Origin of the sequence: Actinomadura monticuli, from assembly GCF_041463655.1 — a bacterium.
Classification (GTDB): Bacteria; Actinomycetota; Actinomycetes; order Streptosporangiales; family Streptosporangiaceae; genus Spirillospora; species Spirillospora monticuli.
On record NZ_JAXCEI010000008.1, the window covers coordinates 278580 to 296117 of the forward strand.

General features: G+C 71.7%; 19 protein-coding genes. 9 read left to right on the plus strand and 10 right to left on the minus strand.

The window, feature by feature from the left end; translation table 11 throughout:
* The first annotated feature begins 15 nt into the window (after positions 1-15).
* Entirely contained in the window at positions 16-246 is a 231-nt protein-coding gene (locus SM611_RS20250; RefSeq protein ID WP_371951401.1) for a hypothetical protein, read from the plus strand.
* A 93-nt stretch (positions 247-339) separates the two neighbouring features.
* Here the strand turns inward: SM611_RS20250 and SM611_RS20255 are convergent, their stop codons facing one another.
* From SM611_RS20255 to SM611_RS20265, 3 genes are all read right to left on the minus strand, one after another.
* A complete protein-coding gene (locus SM611_RS20255) occupies positions 340-1569 on the minus strand; it encodes an MFS transporter (protein ID WP_371951402.1) in 1230 nt (409 codons plus the stop codon).
* A gap of 90 nt (positions 1570-1659) precedes the next feature.
* On the minus strand, positions 1660-2457 hold the full coding sequence (locus SM611_RS20260; protein ID WP_371951403.1) for an ABC transporter permease: 798 nt from the start codon (positions 2455-2457) through the stop codon (positions 1660-1662).
* A 157-nt stretch (positions 2458-2614) separates the two neighbouring features.
* The gene (locus tag SM611_RS20265) at positions 2615-3568 is read right to left on the minus strand and encodes an ABC transporter ATP-binding protein (protein WP_371951404.1); all 954 of its coding nucleotides are present in this window, start codon (positions 3566-3568) and stop codon (positions 2615-2617) included.
* An 83-nt stretch (positions 3569-3651) separates the two neighbouring features.
* Between SM611_RS20265 and SM611_RS20270 the strand changes: the two genes are divergently transcribed.
* Positions 3652-4260, plus strand: a complete 609-nt coding sequence (locus SM611_RS20270) for a DUF1707 SHOCT-like domain-containing protein (protein WP_371951405.1) — start codon at positions 3652-3654, stop codon at positions 4258-4260.
* Between the two features lie 21 nt (positions 4261-4281).
* Here the strand turns inward: SM611_RS20270 and glpX are convergent, their stop codons facing one another.
* Positions 4282-5316, minus strand: a complete 1035-nt coding sequence (gene glpX / locus SM611_RS20275) for a class II fructose-bisphosphatase (protein ID WP_371951406.1) — start codon at positions 5314-5316, stop codon at positions 4282-4284.
* A gap of 192 nt (positions 5317-5508) precedes the next feature.
* Between glpX and SM611_RS20280 the strand changes: the two genes are divergently transcribed.
* A complete protein-coding gene (locus tag SM611_RS20280; protein ID WP_371951407.1) occupies positions 5509-6174 on the plus strand; it encodes a TetR/AcrR family transcriptional regulator in 666 nt (221 codons plus the stop codon).
* A gap of 20 nt (positions 6175-6194) precedes the next feature.
* On the plus strand, positions 6195-6959 hold the full coding sequence (locus SM611_RS20285; protein WP_371951408.1) for a DUF4245 domain-containing protein: 765 nt from the start codon (positions 6195-6197) through the stop codon (positions 6957-6959).
* A gap of 33 nt (positions 6960-6992) precedes the next feature.
* Here SM611_RS20285 and SM611_RS20290 read toward each other — a convergent pair whose 3' ends face one another.
* From SM611_RS20290 to SM611_RS20300, 3 genes are all read right to left on the minus strand, one after another.
* A complete protein-coding gene (locus SM611_RS20290; protein ID WP_371951409.1) occupies positions 6993-7226 on the minus strand; it encodes an exodeoxyribonuclease VII small subunit in 234 nt (77 codons plus the stop codon).
* A gap of 10 nt (positions 7227-7236) precedes the next feature.
* Positions 7237-8451: an exodeoxyribonuclease VII large subunit gene (xseA, locus tag SM611_RS20295; RefSeq protein WP_371951410.1), complete on the minus strand. Its 1215-nt coding sequence runs from the start codon at positions 8449-8451 to the stop codon at positions 7237-7239.
* Between the two features lie 128 nt (positions 8452-8579).
* Positions 8580-9740: an RNA-guided endonuclease InsQ/TnpB family protein gene (locus SM611_RS20300; protein WP_371951411.1), complete on the minus strand. Its 1161-nt coding sequence runs from the start codon at positions 9738-9740 to the stop codon at positions 8580-8582.
* Between the two features lie 102 nt (positions 9741-9842).
* On the opposite strand from SM611_RS20300, the gene SM611_RS20305 reads away from it, so the two are divergent.
* Entirely contained in the window at positions 9843-10268 is a 426-nt protein-coding gene (locus tag SM611_RS20305; protein WP_371951412.1) for a MarR family winged helix-turn-helix transcriptional regulator, read from the plus strand.
* A gap of 51 nt (positions 10269-10319) precedes the next feature.
* Here SM611_RS20305 and SM611_RS20310 read toward each other — a convergent pair whose 3' ends face one another.
* On the minus strand, positions 10320-11300 hold the full coding sequence (locus SM611_RS20310) for a DUF8129 domain-containing protein (protein WP_371951413.1): 981 nt from the start codon (positions 11298-11300) through the stop codon (positions 10320-10322).
* A 156-nt stretch (positions 11301-11456) separates the two neighbouring features.
* Here SM611_RS20310 and SM611_RS20315 point away from each other — a divergent pair, with 156 nt between their 5' ends.
* Positions 11457-12422, plus strand: coding sequence for a 4-hydroxy-3-methylbut-2-enyl diphosphate reductase (locus SM611_RS20315; RefSeq protein WP_371951414.1), 966 nt, complete (start codon positions 11457-11459; stop codon positions 12420-12422).
* Positions 12423-12435: 13 nt separating this feature from the next.
* Here the strand turns inward: SM611_RS20315 and SM611_RS20320 are convergent, their stop codons facing one another.
* Both SM611_RS20320 and SM611_RS20325 read right to left on the minus strand, forming a co-directional pair.
* Complete coding sequence (locus tag SM611_RS20320) at positions 12436-12984, minus strand: DUF6542 domain-containing protein (RefSeq protein ID WP_371951415.1); 549 nt, start codon at positions 12982-12984, stop codon at positions 12436-12438.
* Between the two features lie 59 nt (positions 12985-13043).
* Positions 13044-14414: a DNA recombination protein RmuC gene (locus tag SM611_RS20325; RefSeq protein WP_371951416.1), complete on the minus strand. Its 1371-nt coding sequence runs from the start codon at positions 14412-14414 to the stop codon at positions 13044-13046.
* A 142-nt stretch (positions 14415-14556) separates the two neighbouring features.
* Here SM611_RS20325 and ychF point away from each other — a divergent pair, with 142 nt between their 5' ends.
* The 3 genes from ychF to SM611_RS20340 all read left to right on the plus strand — a co-directional run bounded on the left by ychF (position 14557) and on the right by SM611_RS20340 (position 17498).
* Positions 14557-15648 carry a redox-regulated ATPase YchF gene (gene ychF / locus SM611_RS20330; protein ID WP_371951417.1) on the plus strand — a complete coding sequence of 364 codons (1092 nt, stop codon included), beginning with the start codon at positions 14557-14559 and terminating at the stop codon, positions 15646-15648.
* Between the two features lie 464 nt (positions 15649-16112).
* Complete coding sequence (locus SM611_RS20335; protein WP_371951418.1) at positions 16113-17153, plus strand: conjugal transfer protein; 1041 nt, start codon at positions 16113-16115, stop codon at positions 17151-17153.
* A gap of 60 nt (positions 17154-17213) precedes the next feature.
* Complete coding sequence (locus SM611_RS20340; protein WP_067798886.1) at positions 17214-17498, plus strand: hypothetical protein; 285 nt, start codon at positions 17214-17216, stop codon at positions 17496-17498.
* Positions 17499-17538: the final 40 nt, after the last annotated feature.

A 17538-nucleotide genomic window follows, 5' to 3' on the forward strand; every position in this document is an offset into this window, starting at 1 on the left:
GTGTAGGAGGTATGGATGAGTCTCGATGAGGCCGCGCGACAGCTGAAGATGGCCGGCCACGACGCGCAGGTGGCGTTCGACTGTATCGGCCTGGGCGACCTCGAAAGGGCCCAGGAGCACGCCGTGACCCTCCGCGCGGCCGCCGACGCGGCCGAGGTGGCGCTCAGCCGCGCCCTGACCGACCTGACGCCGGAGCAGGCCCAGAGCGAGGGCGAGAAGGCGATCCGCGCCCTGGAGGACGCGTGACCGCCGCCTGCTGCCCTCCGCCCTGACGGCCCGCCCTGACGATCCGCTGTGACGATCCGCTGTGACGCCCCTGCCGTGACGCCCCCGCGATGACTACGCCATGGGGCGTTCCATGGCGGGGGCGTCCGGCCTGGCGCCCTTCACCGCGGCCGGGTTGAAGCCCTTGGCGGTGGCGAAGACGACCAGGATCAGGACCGTGGGGACGATGAACGCCAGGCGCAGGCCGTGGTCGCTGCTGAGGGGGGCGATGGCGCCGACCACCGCCGCGCCCAGGACGAACCCGACGTAGTTGAAGATGTTCACGCGGGCCACGGCCACGCCCAGGCCGGTCGGGTCGACCCGTCCGGCGGCGGAGAACGAGACCGGGGCGATCACGCTGAGGCCGAGCCCGGCGAGCGCGAACGCGGCGATGGCGAAGCCGGCGTTCGGGGCGGCGACCACGCCCGCCATGCCGGCGATGCCGACCAGCCCGCCGATCCGCACCACCTGGACGGGGCCGGAGCGGCGGACGGCGAAGTCGGCGACGCCCCGGCTGATCACCATCGTGATCTGGTAGGCGACGTAGCCGAGCGGCGCGACCCAGTCGCTCGCCGACAGCTCGTCGTCCAGGTACTTTGCGCCGTAGTTGGAGATCGCCGCGTCGGCGAGGTAGGCGACGGCCATCGCGGCGCCGACGACGAGGATCGGGCGCCACGGGACGCTGCGCCCGGCGGCCTTCAGCTCCTCGGCGGTCGGCCCGTCGCCCTCCTCCGCGCGGCGGTAGAGGCGGTGGCCGGTGGCGAGGGAGGCGGCGATCCCGGCGGCGCCGGCGATCCCGAAGCAGGTGAACAGCGACAGGTCGACCTTGTTGGCCAGGGACGCCCAGAGCCCGCCGAGGATGCCCGCGACGCTCCACACCGCGTAGAAGCCGGTGATCAGGCTGACGCCGTAGCGGCGCTCGACGGCGACGGCCTGCGCGTTCATCGACGCGTCCACCGCGCCGACGAACAGCCCGAACGCGGCGACCGCGGCGTACAGCGCGACGTCGTTGTCGCCGGTGAGGCCGATCAGCACGATCGTGACCGCCACGGCCGGCTGGGCGACCCGCAGCACCGGGCCGCTGCCGAGCCGCTGGAACAGGGCGCCGGACGCGACGCTGCCCACCCCCGCGACCAGCGGCACCATCAGCAGGACCAGCGAGAGCGTGGCGTCGCTCAGGTGGTGCGCCTTCTGCATCTGCGGCACCTGCGTCACCAGCGCGGCGAAGCAGAGCCCCTGGACGGCGAACGCCGTGTACGCGGCGAACCGGGCCTGGCGGTCCCGCGCGGTGATGCCCTGGGTCATGCGGCCCGACCTCTCTGAGCTGCGCAACGTGAAGAAGATTCGCGTCAGCGTAGGGACAGGGTGGGCGGCCAGTCAATCGTCCCGGACCGCTCAGTCGATGAGACGCCTCCGCATGCCGCGGACCGCGATGAGCCACATCAGCGCCGCGAACGCCACCAGGGCGGCCAGATGCCCGAGATCGGCCGCCGGGCGCAGCCCGAACACCGCGTCCCGCACCAGCTCCACGCAGTGGTAGAGCGGGTTGAGGTAGGAGACCTTCTGCGCCCACCCGGGCAGCGCGTCCACCGGGAAGAACGTCCCGGCGATCAGGAACAGCGGCGTCACCACGCCGGTGATCACGTAGTCGAACGAGTTGATCGACGGCACCACCGAGGACGTCCACATGCCGAACAGGCCGAAGCCGAGCGCGGTGAAGAACGTCACGAACGGCACCAGCAGCATCCCGAACGAGGGGTCGAGGCCGAAGAACAGCGCCACCACGAGCGGCGTGCACGAGTACACCGCCGACTTGGCCGCGATCCACAGCGCCTCGGCCGTCACCAGCTCGTGGACGTCCACGGGCGCCGCCAGCATCCCGTCGTAGGTGTGCTGGAACACGCGCCTGATGTAGCCGTTGAACATGCCGGGGAACACCGACGTGAACAGCGCCGCCGTCCCGACCACGCCGGTCGCCACGAAGTCGAGGTACCGGTAGTCGCCGATCATCGCGACCATCGACCCGAACCCGTAGCCGAACGCGAGCAGGAAGAACGTCGGCTCCACCATCGAGGCGAACGACTGCGACTTCCAGTACCGCTTGTAGAGCGCCAGCTCGTGCCGCCAGATGCCCGCCACCGGCGCGAACTCGAACCGCCGCAGCCGCGGCGCCCGCTCCGCCTCGGCGCTCATGCCTGTTTCTTGCGGGGGGACGACCCCCCGTTCCCCCCGGTTCGCTTCGCTCATGCCTGTCTCTTGCGGGGGGACGACCCCCGTTCCCCCCGGTTCGCTTCGCTCATGCCTGTCTCTTGCGGGGGGACGACCCCCCGCTCCCCCCGGTTCGCTTCGCTCATTCCACGCGCTCCCCGGTCAGCACGACGAACACGTCCTCCAGGCTCGCGGCGCGGCGGACGCCGTCGGGGCCCAGCTCGTCCTCCAGCGAGGGCGGGATCGTCTCCGCCTTCAGCACCGACACCGACGGGCCGGTGCGGCGCGTCGGCAGCCCGGCGGCCCTCGCCAGCCGCTCCACCTCCGTCAGCCGCCCCGGCGGCCCGTAGTGCTCCACGACGCGGTCGCCCGCGTACTCGGCGACCAGCTCGGACGGCGACCCCCGCGCGATGACCCGGCCGTGCGACATCAGCGCGCACTCGTCCGCCAGCCGCTCGGCCTCCTCGATGTAGTGCGTGGACATCAGCACCGTCGTGCCCGCCGCCCGCAGCCCGTCGATCAGCCCCCACAGCTCCGCCCGGACCTGCGGGTCGAGGCCGACGGTCGGCTCGTCCAGCAGGACGAGCGCCGGGCGGTGCACCAGCCCGCGCGCGATCAGCAGCCGGCGCCGCATGCCACCGGACAGGTCGTCGACCTTCGTCCGCTGCCGCTCGGTCAGGTGCGCGAGCGCGAGCGCGTCGTCCACCGCCTTGCGCCGCTCCCGGCGCGGGATCCGGTACAGGTGCGCGAACACCTCCAGGTTCTCGCGGGCGGTCAGCTCCTCGTCGAGGTTGTCCTGCTGCGGGACGACCCCCATCGCGGCCCGCGCCCGCTTGGACTCCCTGGGGACGCCGAAACCGAGCACCTCGATGCTGCCCTCGTCGGCGATCGCCTGCGCGGTCAGCATCTTCATCGTCGTCGACTTCCCGGCGCCGTTCGGACCCAGCAGCCCCATGCAGACCCCGGTGGGGACCTCCAGGTCCAGCCCGTCGACGGCGGTGAAGTCCCCGAACCGCTTCACGACGCCGCGGAGGCTGACCGCCGCCGCGCCTGCCTCGTCCCGGGCGGCCGCGATGTGGGCACGTTGCACCGTCATACCCCTCACACTAGGAAGAACAGGGGACGAATCCCCACAGGTTTTCGGCGGGCCGCGCACCGGCCGGAGGCTAACCTCTAGGTGTGGACGTCCCCCATCGCCCGGTCGGCAAGAACACCAGTGTGCGCGACCTGCGCGCGTCCGACGCCGACCGGGAGCGCGTCGTCGCCGTCCTGGGCGAGGCCCTCGCCGACGGGCGGATCACCTTGGAGGAGCACTCCGAGCGCACCTCCCGCGCCTACGCCGCCCGCACCCTGGGCGAGCTGACCGGCCTCACCCGCGACCTCAGCCCCGAGGAGGCGCAGCCCATCCTCGTGGACGACCGGCCCGTCTCGGTCTTCTTCGGGCGCACCCGCCGGGAGGGACGCTGGGTCGTCCCGGTGAAGCTGCCCCTGCTCGCGCTGTTCGGGACGGTCGAGCTCGATCTCCGCGAGGCCGTCCTGCAGCGCCGCCACATCGTGGTCGACTCGCTGGTGCTCGCCGGCCGGATCCGGATCCTCGTGCCCGAGGGCGTCAGCGTGAACGTCACCGGCCGCACCATCCTCAGCACCCGCGACCTGCGGGCCCGCCCCGTCCAGGACGGGCCCACGGTCGAGGTCGGCGGCACGATGATCTTCGGTTCGGTGCGCGCCCGCGCGCCGAAGCGCTCGCTGCGCACCCGCGTCCGCAACCGGCTCGGCCGCGGCCGCTAGCCGCACCGCCGAGCGGGGCCGCTAGACCGCCGTGTCGAAGTTGATCGCGCTGTAGGCGCGGAGCTTGCTCAGCTGGTGCTCGCTGGAGATCGTCCGGATCGTCCCGCTGCGCGCGCGCATGACCAGCGAGTGCGTCACCGCCGTCCCCTTGCTGTAGCGGACGCCGTCGACCAGCTCCCCGTCGGTGATCCCGGTCGCGGCGAAGAACACGTCGTCGGAGGTCACCAGGTCGTCGGTGGTCAGCACCCGGCCGAGGTCGTGCCCGGCGTCCTTCGCCTTCTGCTTCTCCGCATCGTCCTGCGGCCACAGCCGGCCCTGGATCACCCCGCCCAGCGCCTTGATCGCGCACGCCGCGATGATGCCCTCCGGGGTGCCGCCGATGCCGAGCAGCAGGTCCACGCCGGTGCGCGGCCGGGACGCCATGATCGCGCCGGCCACGTCGCCGTCCAGGATGAACTTGATCCGGGCCCCGGCCTCGCGGACCTCCTTCACGATGCCCTCGTGCCGCGGCCGGTCCAGGATGCAGACGGTCACGTCCTGCGGCGAGGACCCCTTCGCGCGGGCGATCGCGCGGATGTTGTCGGCGATCGGACGCTCGATGTCGACGACGTCCGCCGCCTCCGGGCCGGTGACCAGCTTCTCCATGTAGAACACGGCGGACGGGTCGAACATCGACCCGCGCGGCGCCACCGACAGCACCGCGATCGCGTTGTTCATGCCGAGCGCGGTGAGCCGGGTCCCGTCGACCGGGTCGACGGCGACATCGCACTCGGCGCCGGAGCCGTCCCCGACCTCCTCGCCGTTGAACAGCATCGGCGCGTGGTCCTTCTCGCCCTCGCCGATCACGACGACGCCCTGCATGGACACCGTGTTGATCAGCTGGCGCATCGCGTTCACGGCGGCCCCGTCGGCGCCGTTCTTGTCCCCCCGGCCGACCCAGCGCGCGGCGGCCATCGCGGCGGCCTCGGTCACCCGGACCAATTCCATCGCGAGGTTGCGGTCCGGTGCCGCCGGCTCGGTCGTGAGCGGAGAGGAAACAGTGGTCTCATCGGACATGACGGGGCAGCCCTTCGTTCGGTGGTGCCTCGGATTCTCCGTGGACCGGACGGCGGGCCACAAATTGGACCAGACCAGCCGGGCACGGATCGTACCGGCACTCGTGGTAGTACCCTCCCGCGGCGCCCGGATTTGACGGTCACGCGGGCAAGGGATCGTTTCCCCATGGGAGAGGGCGTAATCTCTGGCGTCATGAGCAGCGACATCGACGTCTCGTCCGGCGAGGCGGCACGCAACGGGGGCGCGCGGTCCGCCGAGACCCCCGCGCGGACCTCCGATCGCGGGGCCGCCACGCGCGGCGCACTGCTGTCCGCGGCGAGGGACGTCTTCTGTGCGTCCGGATTCGCCCAGGCCGCGGTGACCGACATCGTCGCCAAGGCGGGCGCCAGCGTCGGCAGCCTCTACCACCACTTCAACGGCAAGGCGGACCTGTACCTCACGCTGTTCGAGGACTTCCAGGGCCACCAGCAGGAGCGCACCCGGGAGGCCATCAGCGCCGTCCGGGAGGCCGGCGAGACCGACCCGATGCGGCTGTTCATCGCCGGGGCGGGCGCCTACCTGAACGGCTGCCTCGACGAGCGCGACGTCGCCCGGCTGTTCATCTCCGGCGACGGCCCGCCCGGGTTCGACCGCGTCATGCGGCAGCGGCTCAACAAGTGGGCGCGCCGCAACGCGGCGCTGTTCCACACCGCCGACGGCGGCGTGGACGAGGCCCTGGTCACGGTGCTGACCGGCGCGATGGCCGGCGCGGTGTCGGAGATCTCCCTGCTGGACGACGAGGAGGCCGCCCGCCGCCTCGCCGAGCAGATCATGAGCATCGTCGGCACGATCCGGAACCCCGGTACGGAGCAGCGCTGACCGTGGGGGATCCTGGAGGGGTGACCGACAAGACCCCTTCCCCGTCCCGGGAGACCGCCTCCGCCGGGGAGACCGAGACCGAGGCCCGGCAGGAGGCCCCGTCCCCGCAGGAGGCCCCGTCCCCGCGGGAGTCCTCGCCCGAGGGGCCGTCCCCGCAGGACGCGGCGCAGGGACGGCCCGTCGTCGAGGTCAGCCCCGGCGTGCACAAGCGGCTCACCACGGGGCTCGGCGGTTTCGCCCTGGCGATGGCCGCCTGCATGCTCCTGGTGCTCGCGATCTACGTCGTGTCGCCGCGCGGCGACAAGGAGGTCCTGCCGACCGTCGACTACGGCTCGCAGCTGTGGGCGATGCGCAGCGACGCGCCCTACACCGTGTTCGCGCCCGAGGGGCTGCCCGCCGGCTGGCGCCCGAACAGCTCCCGGCTGCACGGGCTGGAGTCCGGCGGCGCGAAGCCCGTCGCCTGGCACCTGGGGTTCGTGACGCCGGATGACGAGTACGCGGCGCTGGAGCAGAGCAACGAGAAGGCGTCCGAGTACGTCCCGCGCATGGCCAACAGCAGTAAGCCGACCGGGACGCAGCAGGTGAACGGCGTCACCTGGACGAAGTACCACCGCAAGGACAAGAAGGCGAACTCCCTGGCCCGCATCCTCCCGAACGGCGTGAGCATCGTCGTGACCGGCACCGCGTCCTACGAGGAGCTGGCGGTGCTGGCGGCGTCGCTCAAGCCGCAGAGCAAGGACGGCGCGACCCTGGCGCCCCCGACGGCGACGACCCCGGCGCCCTGACGGTCAGAGCCCTGACGGTCAGAGCCCTGACGGTCAGAACGGGGCGGCGTCGCCGTTGCCGGGCCGGTCGAGCGCGGCGGCCAGCCGCGCGCGGGCGCCCTCCAGCCACTCCTCGCAGATCGCGGCGAGCCGCTCGCCGCGCTCCCACAGGCCGAGGGACTCCTCCAGCGTCAGCCCGCCGGCCTCCAGCCGCTTGACGACCTCGGTCAGCTCGTCCCGTGCCTGCTCGTACGACGGCTTCTCGGCCGTCTCCCTGTCGTCCGCCACCTGCCCCACCCTAGGACGTCTCGCGCTCGGCCACGGTCACGCCGAGACGGCCGCCGGCCAGCCGCACGTTGAGCGACTCCCCGTCCTCGACCGCCGCCGACTCCCGCACGACGGCCCCGTCCTTCCGCTGGACGATCGCGTAGCCGCGCTCCAGCGTCGCGGCGGGGGAGAGGGCCAGCAGCCGGGCGCGGGTGTGCGACAGCTCGTCGCCGGCCCGGTCCAGCGCCCCGGACAGGCACCGCCGCGCCCGGTCCCGCAGCGCCGCCACCTGCTCGGACTGCCGCTCGATCTCCCGCACCGGGTCGGCCAGCGCGGGCCGCGACCGGACCGCCCGCAGCCACGCCAGCTCCCGCTCGACGGCCCCCGACAGGCACCGCCGGCCCCGGTCGCGGAGCTGCCGGACGAGCTGGAGCTGCTCGCGCACGTCCGGGACCGCCTTCTTCGCCGCGTCCGTCGGGGTGGACGCCCGCACGTCCGCGACCAGGTCGAGGATGGGGGAGTCCTGCTCGTGCCCGATCGCGCTGACCACCGGGGTGCGGGCCGCGGACACCGCGCGCACGAGCGCCTCGTCCGAGAACGGCAGCAGATCTTCCATCGCGCCCCCGCCCCGCGCGATGATGATCACATCGATCTCGGGATCGGCGTCCAGCGCCCGCAGCGCCTCCATGACCTCGCCGACCGCGTACGAGCCCTGCACCGCCGTGTTCTCCACCCGGAACGCGACCGCGGGCCAGCGCCGCCGGGCGTTCTGCAGGACGTCGTGCTCGGCGTCGGAGTCGCGCCCGCAGATCAGCCCGATCTTCCCCGGCAGGAACGGCAGCGGGCGCTTGCGCTCGGGACGGAACAGCCCCTCCGACGCCAGGACCTGCTTCAGCCGCTCCAGCCGGGCCAGCAGCTCGCCGACGCCGACCGGCCGGATCTCCAGGACGCTCAGCGAGAACGTCCCCCGGTTGATCCAGAAGTCGGGCTTGGCGTGCACCACCACGCGGGCGCCGTCCGTCACTGCCGGGCCGGCCGCCTCGAACACCGCGCGCGGCCCCACGACCCGCACCGACATGTTCGCCACCGGGTCGCGGAGCGTCATGTAGACCGTCCCGCCGCGGGCGTTGAGGTCGGTGATCTGGCCCTCCACCCAGATGCGGCCCAGCTTGCCGATCCAGCCGCTCACCGCCTGCAGGACCGTCCGCACCGGAACCGGGGATTCGGCAGTGGTCTCCATCGCCATGCAGGAACACTAGTCAACTACTCGGCCCTGAAGGACCGAGCTTGTTGACTCGGTCCAGGAAGGCTTTGCTCATGCTCCCGACTGCCCTCTACGGCGGGGCGGTCACGGGTCACATCGCCGGTTCCCGCTCAGGTGGGGACCGGTGGGGGCATGTTGACGAATGCCCACGCCGAGCGTGCGCGGTTACGCACGTTGACCCCGGCGACGTGGTCGGCCGGCCCAGCGAGGCCGCATCGACGACAGTGGTAGTGGTCTCGCGAGGGCCGGTTGTTCCTGGCGGTGTGCCCGCAGCGCGGGCAGCGCTGCGAGGTGTAGGCCGGGTCCACCTCGATGAACGGCACACCGGCGCGGCGGGCCTTGTAGGCGATGAACGCGCCGAGTTGGTGGAAGGGCCAGGAAGACTGCCGTGCTCGCTGGTCGCGTCGAACCGTGACCCGCTCGCGGATGCCCTGGAGCTGTTCCAGGGCGATGCCGCGTTCGGTGCGTTGGGCGACAGCAACGACGGTCTTGGAGACCTTGTGGTTGATGTGGGTGGCGTGCCGCGATTCCCGGCGTGCGCGCTTTTTGAGCAGCTGCGCAGCCGAGCGGGTCCTCTTGGCTTGGATCTCGGCCTTCTTGCGGGCCTGCCAGCGCCGGTAGCGGTCCAGGCGCCGCCCGGAGTGGTTGTCGCCGTCGCTGGTGGTGGCGAGGTTGTTGATACCCCGGTCCACCCCGATCCAGTCCTTCGGTTCGTACTGCTTGCCCTCGGGAACCTCGCATGTGGCGATCAGGAACCACTTGCCGTCCCGCAGCACCAGGTCCGATTCGCCCTGGCGGCATTCGGTGAGCCGCGTGAGCGCTGTGGGCGAGCAGGCGAAGCGGACGTTCTTCAGACGCCCGCCCATCGTCCAGATGGACACGGTCTGGGCGTCGTAGTTCCACGACAGGCAGCGGTCGTCGTAGGTGTGCGCGGCATCGGCGCGGAACATGATCGCCTTCGACTCGGCTTTGCGGCGTCGTCTGGAGCCCTCGCCGCCGAGGTTCCCCGCCCGGATATTGGCCCGCACTGTGGTGTAGGCGTCGGCCACGCGTTTGATGACGTGCTGCGCGGCCTGCGCGCCCAGGCCGTCGGCCTTGAGGTCGCCGTAGGTCATCGACCGCAGGTTTTTGACCGACCCCTTGAGCCCGTACACCTGGAACGAAGCGGCCGAGACCCGGTTCGCGCACTCGTTGACCGTGCGCAGGGTGCGCTCGAGCGCCGAAGCTTGCACGACGTCCGGCACGAGCTTGACCTGCACAACGATCTTCATTGTCGTGATCGTAGCAATACTTTGCGTAATCACCGCGTTCTATGGTGGCGCCCGCTGCGGAATATCGCCGAGTACACCCAGAGCACCTGAGGAGAGTGACCCGTGACCGCATCCGAACGCGAGCTGGCCGAACAGCTCAACCTGCGCCTGCGCCACGTCGTGCTGATGATGCGGCAGGTGAGCGCCGACCAGCCGGTCACCGGCCAGCAGCTGTCCGTGCTGGGCTCGCTGGAGCACGGGCCGCGCCGGATGACCGAGCTGGCCGCCGAGCACGGCGTCCGGCTGCCGACCATGACGGCCCAGATCAACCGGCTGGAACGGGACGGCCTCGTCACCCGCGGCCGGGACGGCGCCGACGCCCGCGTCGTCACCGCGCGGCTCACCGGGACGGGCCGCGACCGGCTGGCCGACGGGCGGGAGCGCCGCCTCACGTTCCTCAGCGGGCGCCTCGCGAACCTGTCGGACGAGGAGCGCGCCAGGGTCGCGGCGGCGCTGCCCGCCCTCGACAAGCTCCTCAGCGGCCCCTGAGACGCACAGGAGCCCCCGGCGGGCGCCGGGGGCTCTCCCTTGCCCTCGCGGTCAGCTGAGACCGTTGAGCTTCGCGATGCGGCGCTCGTACATGCGGATGACGTCCTCGCGGGCGGCGTGCTTGCGCTCGTACTCGCGCAGCAGCTTCACCTGCTCGACGGACAGGCCGCGCAGGCGGGCGCGCAACTGCGGCAGCGTCGCCGCGTCGTAGTCGGGGACCGGCAGGTCCGCCGCGATGTGCGCGGCCTCGGCCGGGGCGGCGGGCTTGTTCTCCGGCTTCGGCTCGAACGCCTTCTCGTCCTTGGCGACCGCCTCGCCGGTCGCCGCCTCGGACGCCTCAGCGGGGCCTGCCTTCCCGGCCTCTTTGGGCTCGGCCTTCTCGGCCTCGGGCTTCTTCGCCTCGGGCTTCTTCGCCTTGGGCTTCTTGGCCTCCGCCTTCTCCGCCTTCTCCGCCTCGGGCTTCGCGGGCTCGGCGGCCTTCGGGCTCGGCGCGGCCTTCGCCTGCGGCGCGGGCTCCTGCCGCGGTTCGGACGGCACCGGCTTCGGAGCGGGCTCGGCGACCGGCGTGCCGTCGTCCGCCGGCTTGGCGTGCCGCCGTCCCAGCGCACCGGGCTTCGCCGGCTTCGGCGGCACCCCCGGACGGGCGTGCTTCGGCATGTGCCGCGCCTCGGCGCCGGGCTTGCCGATGGAGATCTCCTCGCCGGTCGCGCGCGCCGCGGCCGGCCGCGCGGGCCGCGTCCTGCGGACGGGCTCGGGCTCCGGCTCCTCCTCCTCGCCGCGCACCCGCTGGGCGACCCGCCCGACGACCTTCTCGGCCGTGCTCTGGACGTCGTCGCGCAGCCGCCCGAGCACCGGCTTCACGCCGCCGCCCTCGGTGATCTCCTTGTAGTCCCGGGTGACCCGGTCGCCGAGCAGCAGCGCCCGGCCGACGCCGAACATGGCCAGCCGGACGGCGTGCAGCGGGAGATCGCGGACCTGCTCGCCCACCGTGTCCTGGACCTGCTCCTTGAGGCGGCGCGGCGATTTCGTCATCGACTCTTCCTCTTCCTGCCTCGTCACGAGAACTTCACTCTGCCCCATGGGTGCGATCGCGGTCACCCCGGGTTAATGGATTTCTGTCCAAAAGACACCGTGGAGTGGGTCACAGCCCGGTCACGGGTACGACCCCGCCACTCGTACGATAGAGCCATGACCGCCAACAGCCAGCGCCGAGTCCTGCTCGCCAAGCCGCGTGGTTACTGCGCGGGCGTCGACCGGGCCGTCCAGACGGTCGAGATCGCCCTGGAGAAGTACGGGGCCCCGATCTACGTCCGCAAGCAGATCGTCCACAACGTCCACGTCGTCAAGACGCTGGAGGAACGCGGCGCGATCTTCGTGGACGAGACCGAGGAGGTCCCCGAGGGGTCGATCGTGGTGTTCTCCGCGCACGGCGTCGCACCCGCCGTGCACGAGGAGGCCAAGGGCCTCGACCTGCGCACCATCGACGCGACGTGCCCGCTGGTCACCAAGGTCCACAAGGAGGCGGTCCGCTTCGCCGCCCAGGACTACGACATCCTCCTCATCGGCCACGAGGGCCACGAGGAGGTCATCGGCACCACCGGCGAGGCCCCCGACCACATCCACCTTGTGGACGGGCCCGGCGACGTCGCGAACGTCACCGTCCGCGACCCCGAGAAGGTCGCGTGGCTCTCCCAGACCACGCTGTCGGTCGACGAGACCATCGCCACGGTCGAGAAGCTCCGCGAGCGGTTCCCCAAGCTGATGGACCCGCCGTCCGACGACATCTGCTACGCCACCCAGAACCGCCAGGTCGCGGTGAAGGAGATGGCGGCGCAGGCGCAGCTCGTCATCGTGGTCGGGTCGACGAACTCCTCCAACTCCGTCCGGCTGGTCGAGGTCGCCAAGGAGCACGGCGCCGACAGCGCCTACCTCGTCGACTACGCCGAGCACATCGACCCCGCGTGGCTGGAGGGCGTCACCACGGTCGGCGTCACCAGCGGCGCGTCCGTCCCTGACGAGCTGGTCCAGGAGGTCCTCGCCTGGCTGGCCGAGCGCGGCTTCGGCGAGGCGGAGGAGATCGAGTCGGTGGAGGAGCACATGCGCTTCTCCCTCCCGAAGGAACTCCGCAAGGACCTGCGCATCACGCCGGTCTAGCCCCGGGCGCCGCTCAGTCCACCTCGCCGTGGTGGAGGCGGCGCTCCTGCGTCGTCGTGGGCGACTCGTCCCACCGGACGGGGTTCTCGTTCTCCTCCTTCTCGAAGAGGCGCACCCCGACGAGCTTGTCCCGCAGCTCGCGGACGTTCGTCATCAGGCCGCGGGCCAGGCAGATCACGACGACCAGCAGCGTCCCGAAGAACAGCCACGGCGCGGTGGCCGCCAGCGCGGTCAGCACGCCGACCGTGAGGCCGCGCAGCAGCGAGCCCTGCCCGAGCGTGGTGGCGGACACGACCGTGACCGTGGCCGCGAGGAACACCAGCGGCGGGCTGACGACGAGCGTGAGCAGGTCGGCCGGGCGTGTCGCGAACGCGGCGAGCGCGCAGCCGATCGCGAACCCGGCGCCGGCGAGCAGCGGCACGCCGAACCACCGCGACAGCAGCCCGCACAGCACCCCGGCGGCGAACATGACGACGATGCCGCCGCGTCCCGTCAGCGTGACCGGGCCCGCCCCGCCGGCCGCCGCCCGCGACCGGGGGGCCGCGCCGCGCTGACGTCCCACTGGACCCTCCGGAGCCGGCGAGGCGCCGCCGGGCGCACCGCGTACGGTGGATGAGCTCATCATCGCCACCTCTTCAGCCGGTCGATCTGCTCAGGGACGGCCTCTGCGCCGAAACCTACCGCTTCCGGGGCCGGGGCGGGCCGAGGCCGCTCGCCGTCCATGTCGTCGTCCAGGCCGCCGTTCATGTCGCCCATGTCGCCGTTCATGTCGCCGTCCGGGTGGCCGTCCTCCGCGGCCAGTTCGGCCGCGGAGAGCGCGCGGGGGCTCTCCTCCACGGGACGCGGGGCGTCCAGGCCGTCGTCGACCACGCCCAGCTCGTTCAGCTTGCGCGCGCTGACGAGCACGCGCGTCTCCAGCGACCCGACCGTCCGGTTGTAGGACTTGACGGCTCCGGTCAGCGCGCGGCCCAGCTCGTCCACGTGCTGGCCCATCGTGCCGAGCCGCTCGTACAGTTCCTTGCCCAGTTCGAAGACCGCGCGGGCGTTCCGGGAGAGGGCGGCCTGCTGCCAGGCGTAGGACGCCGTCCGCAGCATCGTGATGAGCGTCGTCGGCGTGGCGATGTGGACGCGGCGGCGCATCGCGTACTCCAGCAGGCCGGGGTCGCGGTCGAGCGCGGGCGCGAGGAACGCCTCCCCGGGGATGAACAGGACCACGAACTCGGGTGCCGGGCTGAACGCCTGCCAGTACGCCTTCGCCGCGAGACGGTCGACGTGGTCGCGCAGATGGCGGGCGTGCGCGTCCAGCCGGACGGGGTCGCCGCTCTCGGCGGCCTGCAGGTACGCGGCCAGGGAGACCTTGGAGTCGACCACGACGTTCTTGCCGCCGGCCAGCCGCACGACCATGTCGGGACGCACCGTCCCGTCCGCGGTGAAGGCACTGGCCTGCTCGTCGAAGTCGCAGTGGTGCGCCATCCCGGCCAGCTCCACGACGCGGCGGAGCTGGAGCTCGCCCCACCGTCCGCGCGCCTCGGGCCGCTGCAGCGCCCGGACGAGCGACTGCGTCTCGCGGCGCAGCTGGTCGGAGCTCTGCCGGACGAAGTCGACCTGCTTGGCGAGCATCGCGTGCGACTCGCGGCGGCCCGTCTCCACCTCGCGGAGCTGCTCCTCCACCTTGGCGAGCGTGTCCTTGAGCGGCGCGACCAGGTGCTCGACGGCCTGCTGGCGGCGCTGTAGCTCGCCCGCCGCCTCGACCCCGGCCGCCTTGAGCCGCGCGTCCGCCAGCTCTAGGAACCGCTGGTTGCTGGCGTCCAGCGCCTTCGCGGACAGGTTCTCGAAGTGCTCGGCCATCCGCTCCTCGGCGTAGGCGAGCTTCTCCTCGGCCGCCCGCGCCCGCGCGATCAGCGCGCCCTGCCGCCCCGTCGCGAGCGCGTACCCGGCCACGGCGCCGAAGACGGCGCCGACGAGGAGGCCGGCGAACAGCGCGAGGTCCATCCGTTCATCGTGACAGCGCGGCGGCGAAGCGCGTCCACGACGCGCCGGGATGCCGCGTGACGCCCCGTCCCGGACATTCGGCAGACGGGCGGCGATTCCGGACAGCCCGAGGGGTCCCCGCGCGCTCATAGACTTATCGGCCGTGAGCCTCTCCATCGGAATCGTCGGGCTGCCCAACGTCGGCAAGTCCACGCTGTTCAACGCGCTGACCAAGAACGACGCGCTGGCCGCCAACTACCCGTTCGCGACCATCGAGCCCAACGTCGGCGTGGTCGGGGTCCCCGACCCGCGCCTGCACGCGCTGGCGGAGGTCTTCGGCTCGCAGAAGATCATCCCGGCGACGATGGAGTTCGTCGACATCGCCGGCATCGTCAAGGGCGCGTCCGAGGGGCAGGGGCTCGGCAACAAGTTCCTCGCCAACATCCGCGAGACCAGCGCGATCTGCCAGGTCATCCGCGCCTTCGAGGACCCGGACGTCACGCACGTGGACGGCGAGGTCGCCCCGTCCCGCGACATCGAGACGATCAACACCGAGCTGATCCTGGCCGACCTCCAGACGATCGAGAAGGCGCTGCCGCGTCTCGACAAGGAGGCCCGCACCAAGAAGGACAAGGCGAAGCTCGCCGTCGTCGACGCCGTGAACGCCGCCCAGAAGCTGCTGAACGACGGCGTGACCCTCTTCGCGGGCGCGGAGCAGGCCGGCGTCGACCCGGCGCTCCTGCGCGAGTTGCACCTGCTCACCGCCAAGCCGTTCCTCTACGTCTTCAACCTCGACGAGAGCGAGCTGACCGACGAGGCCGTGCGCGCGCGCCTGCGCGACCTGGTCGCCCCGGCCGAGGCGATCTTCCTGGACGCCAAGATCGAGGCGGAGCTGATCGAGCTGCCGGACGACGAGGCGCTCGAACTGCTCCAGGGCATGGGCCAGGAGGAGTCCGGCCTCTCGCAGCTCGTCCGGATCGGGTTCGACACCCTCGGCCTGCAGACGTACCTGACGGCGGGGCCGAAGGAGGCGCGCGCCTGGACGATCCGCAAGGGCGCCACCGCGCCGGAGGCCGCGGGCGTCATCCACACCGACTTCCAGCGCGGTTTCATCAAGGCCGAGACCGTCTCGTTCGACGACCTCGTCGCCGCCGGCTCCATGGCCGCCGCCCGCACCGCCGGCAAGGTCCGGATGGAGGGCAAGGAGTACGTGATGCAGGACGGCGACGTCGTGGAGTTCCGTTTCAACGTCTGACAGGCCCGCCGCACCGTGCTCCCGCGGTCTGGCAACCGCCGTGACCAGTGTGATTTTGGCAACAGCGGGTCCTGCTGTGCCCCATGTGGCCGCTGAGCTGGGCGTTTTGCTGTGATATGTCGCGAATGGGCCACTCTGTCGGTTTCTTTCGGGAACGGATTGCGGCCGTCGCCGTCACCCGGTCAGCAAGCAACCGCCGAGTCGCGCCGCTTGTCCGGAACCTGGACCTGCGCACTCTTCGGAGCCTTGGATAGGGGATCGTCACCGTTTGGCAATCTTCCCCGTTCCTGCTGAGGTGGATTGCATTATCCACAACCGCGTGCCGGGGCTGTGCTTCGCTGCGATGCGCTGGAACAATTGACGCCCGTGGTTACCCTGGGCCCGAGGTGGGTTCAGAAAAGCCACCGGGACATGACCAGGCAACAGGGCGCGCCGACCGGGGGCGAGGCGCGAGCGGAGGCAGGATGGCTCGCAGGTCGGCCGCGGGACGCGGCCGTGACACCGCCGTAGTCGAGGAGACCGCGGCGCCCGGCCGGGCGCTCGCGTCCTCCGTCGACCCTTCGTGGGGCCTCCCCGAACCGGACGGCCGCGGCCGCCCCGGACGCGGCGGCGCACGGAGCGGCGGTTCGCGGACCGGCGGCCGCTGGGGCGGGTCCGGCGGGCGCTGGTGGGTGTGGGTCGGGCGCGCCGTGCTGTGGGCGCTGATCATCGTCATCCTCGTCAACGGCGTCCGCGCCCCCTTCGAGCGCTTCACCGCCGACGAGTCCGCCGGCGGCGCCCCGACCGCGTCCAAGCCGCCGAAGAGCGCCGGATTCCCCAGCAGCGCCGCGGGCGCCTTCGCCATCCAGTTCGCCAACGTCTATCTCAACTACGACCAGAAGACCGCCCCCGCCCGCGAGGCGCAATTGAGCACCTTCCTGCCCGACGGCGCCGACGCCCAATTCGGCTGGAACGGCGTCGGGAAGATGCAGGTGCAGTCCGTCCAGGTCGCCGGAGTGGACGCCCGCGACGCCAGCAACGCGACCGTGACGCTGCTCGCCCGCACCACCGACCAGTGGCTGCGGCTCGCCGTTCCCGTGTACGCCGACAAGAGCGGATCCCTGGTCGTGTCCGCCCGCCCCGCCCTGCTTCCCCCGCCGACCAAGGCGCAGCTTCCCCAGGACGGCGTCGAGAACCGCGACACCGCGCTGGAGAACGAGCTCAAGCCCTTCCTCGGCACCTTCTTCCAGGAGTACGCGACCGGCAACCAGGAGGCCCTGTCCCGCTTCTCCGACGGGACGACCATCGCCGGCCTCGCCAAGTCCGTCACGTTCATACAGGTCAAGGAGGTCGTCGCGCCGAAGGGCCCGGACGGCGAGCGCACCGTCACCGCGATGGTGGTGTGGCAGCCCGCCGCGGGCGGCGGCGGTGAACTCGAGCAGAGCTACCAGCTCACCATGGTCAAGAAGGGCACGACCTGGCTCGTGCGCGACATTCGCGGCAGCACCGAACCGAACGCGTCATGAGAGGCCGCGAATTGAAGAACCCGACCCCCGAATCCGCCGACCAAGGAAGGTAGTCAGTCGATGCTGCATCACCTCATGGCGTCGATTCCGCACGAAATCCTGGCGGCGCCCGACGACGAACTCAAGACCGACCAGCTCGCCGATTGGCTCCGTCAGATATTCGGCCCGCTGTTCCTCGTGATCGTCTCCATTGTGGCGATCTTCTTCCTGTTCACCCGCGAGATCACGCGTTTCGTCCAATTCATCGTGCTGGCGATCGGAATCGGAGTGGTCTTCTACGTGCCGAACATCATCGAGACCACGGCCAAGGCGATCGCCAAGGCCCTCGGTGTGGACGTCTCCTGACCCGGGGAGGCACGGCGCTCGCGCAGTGAGGGGAGTAGGG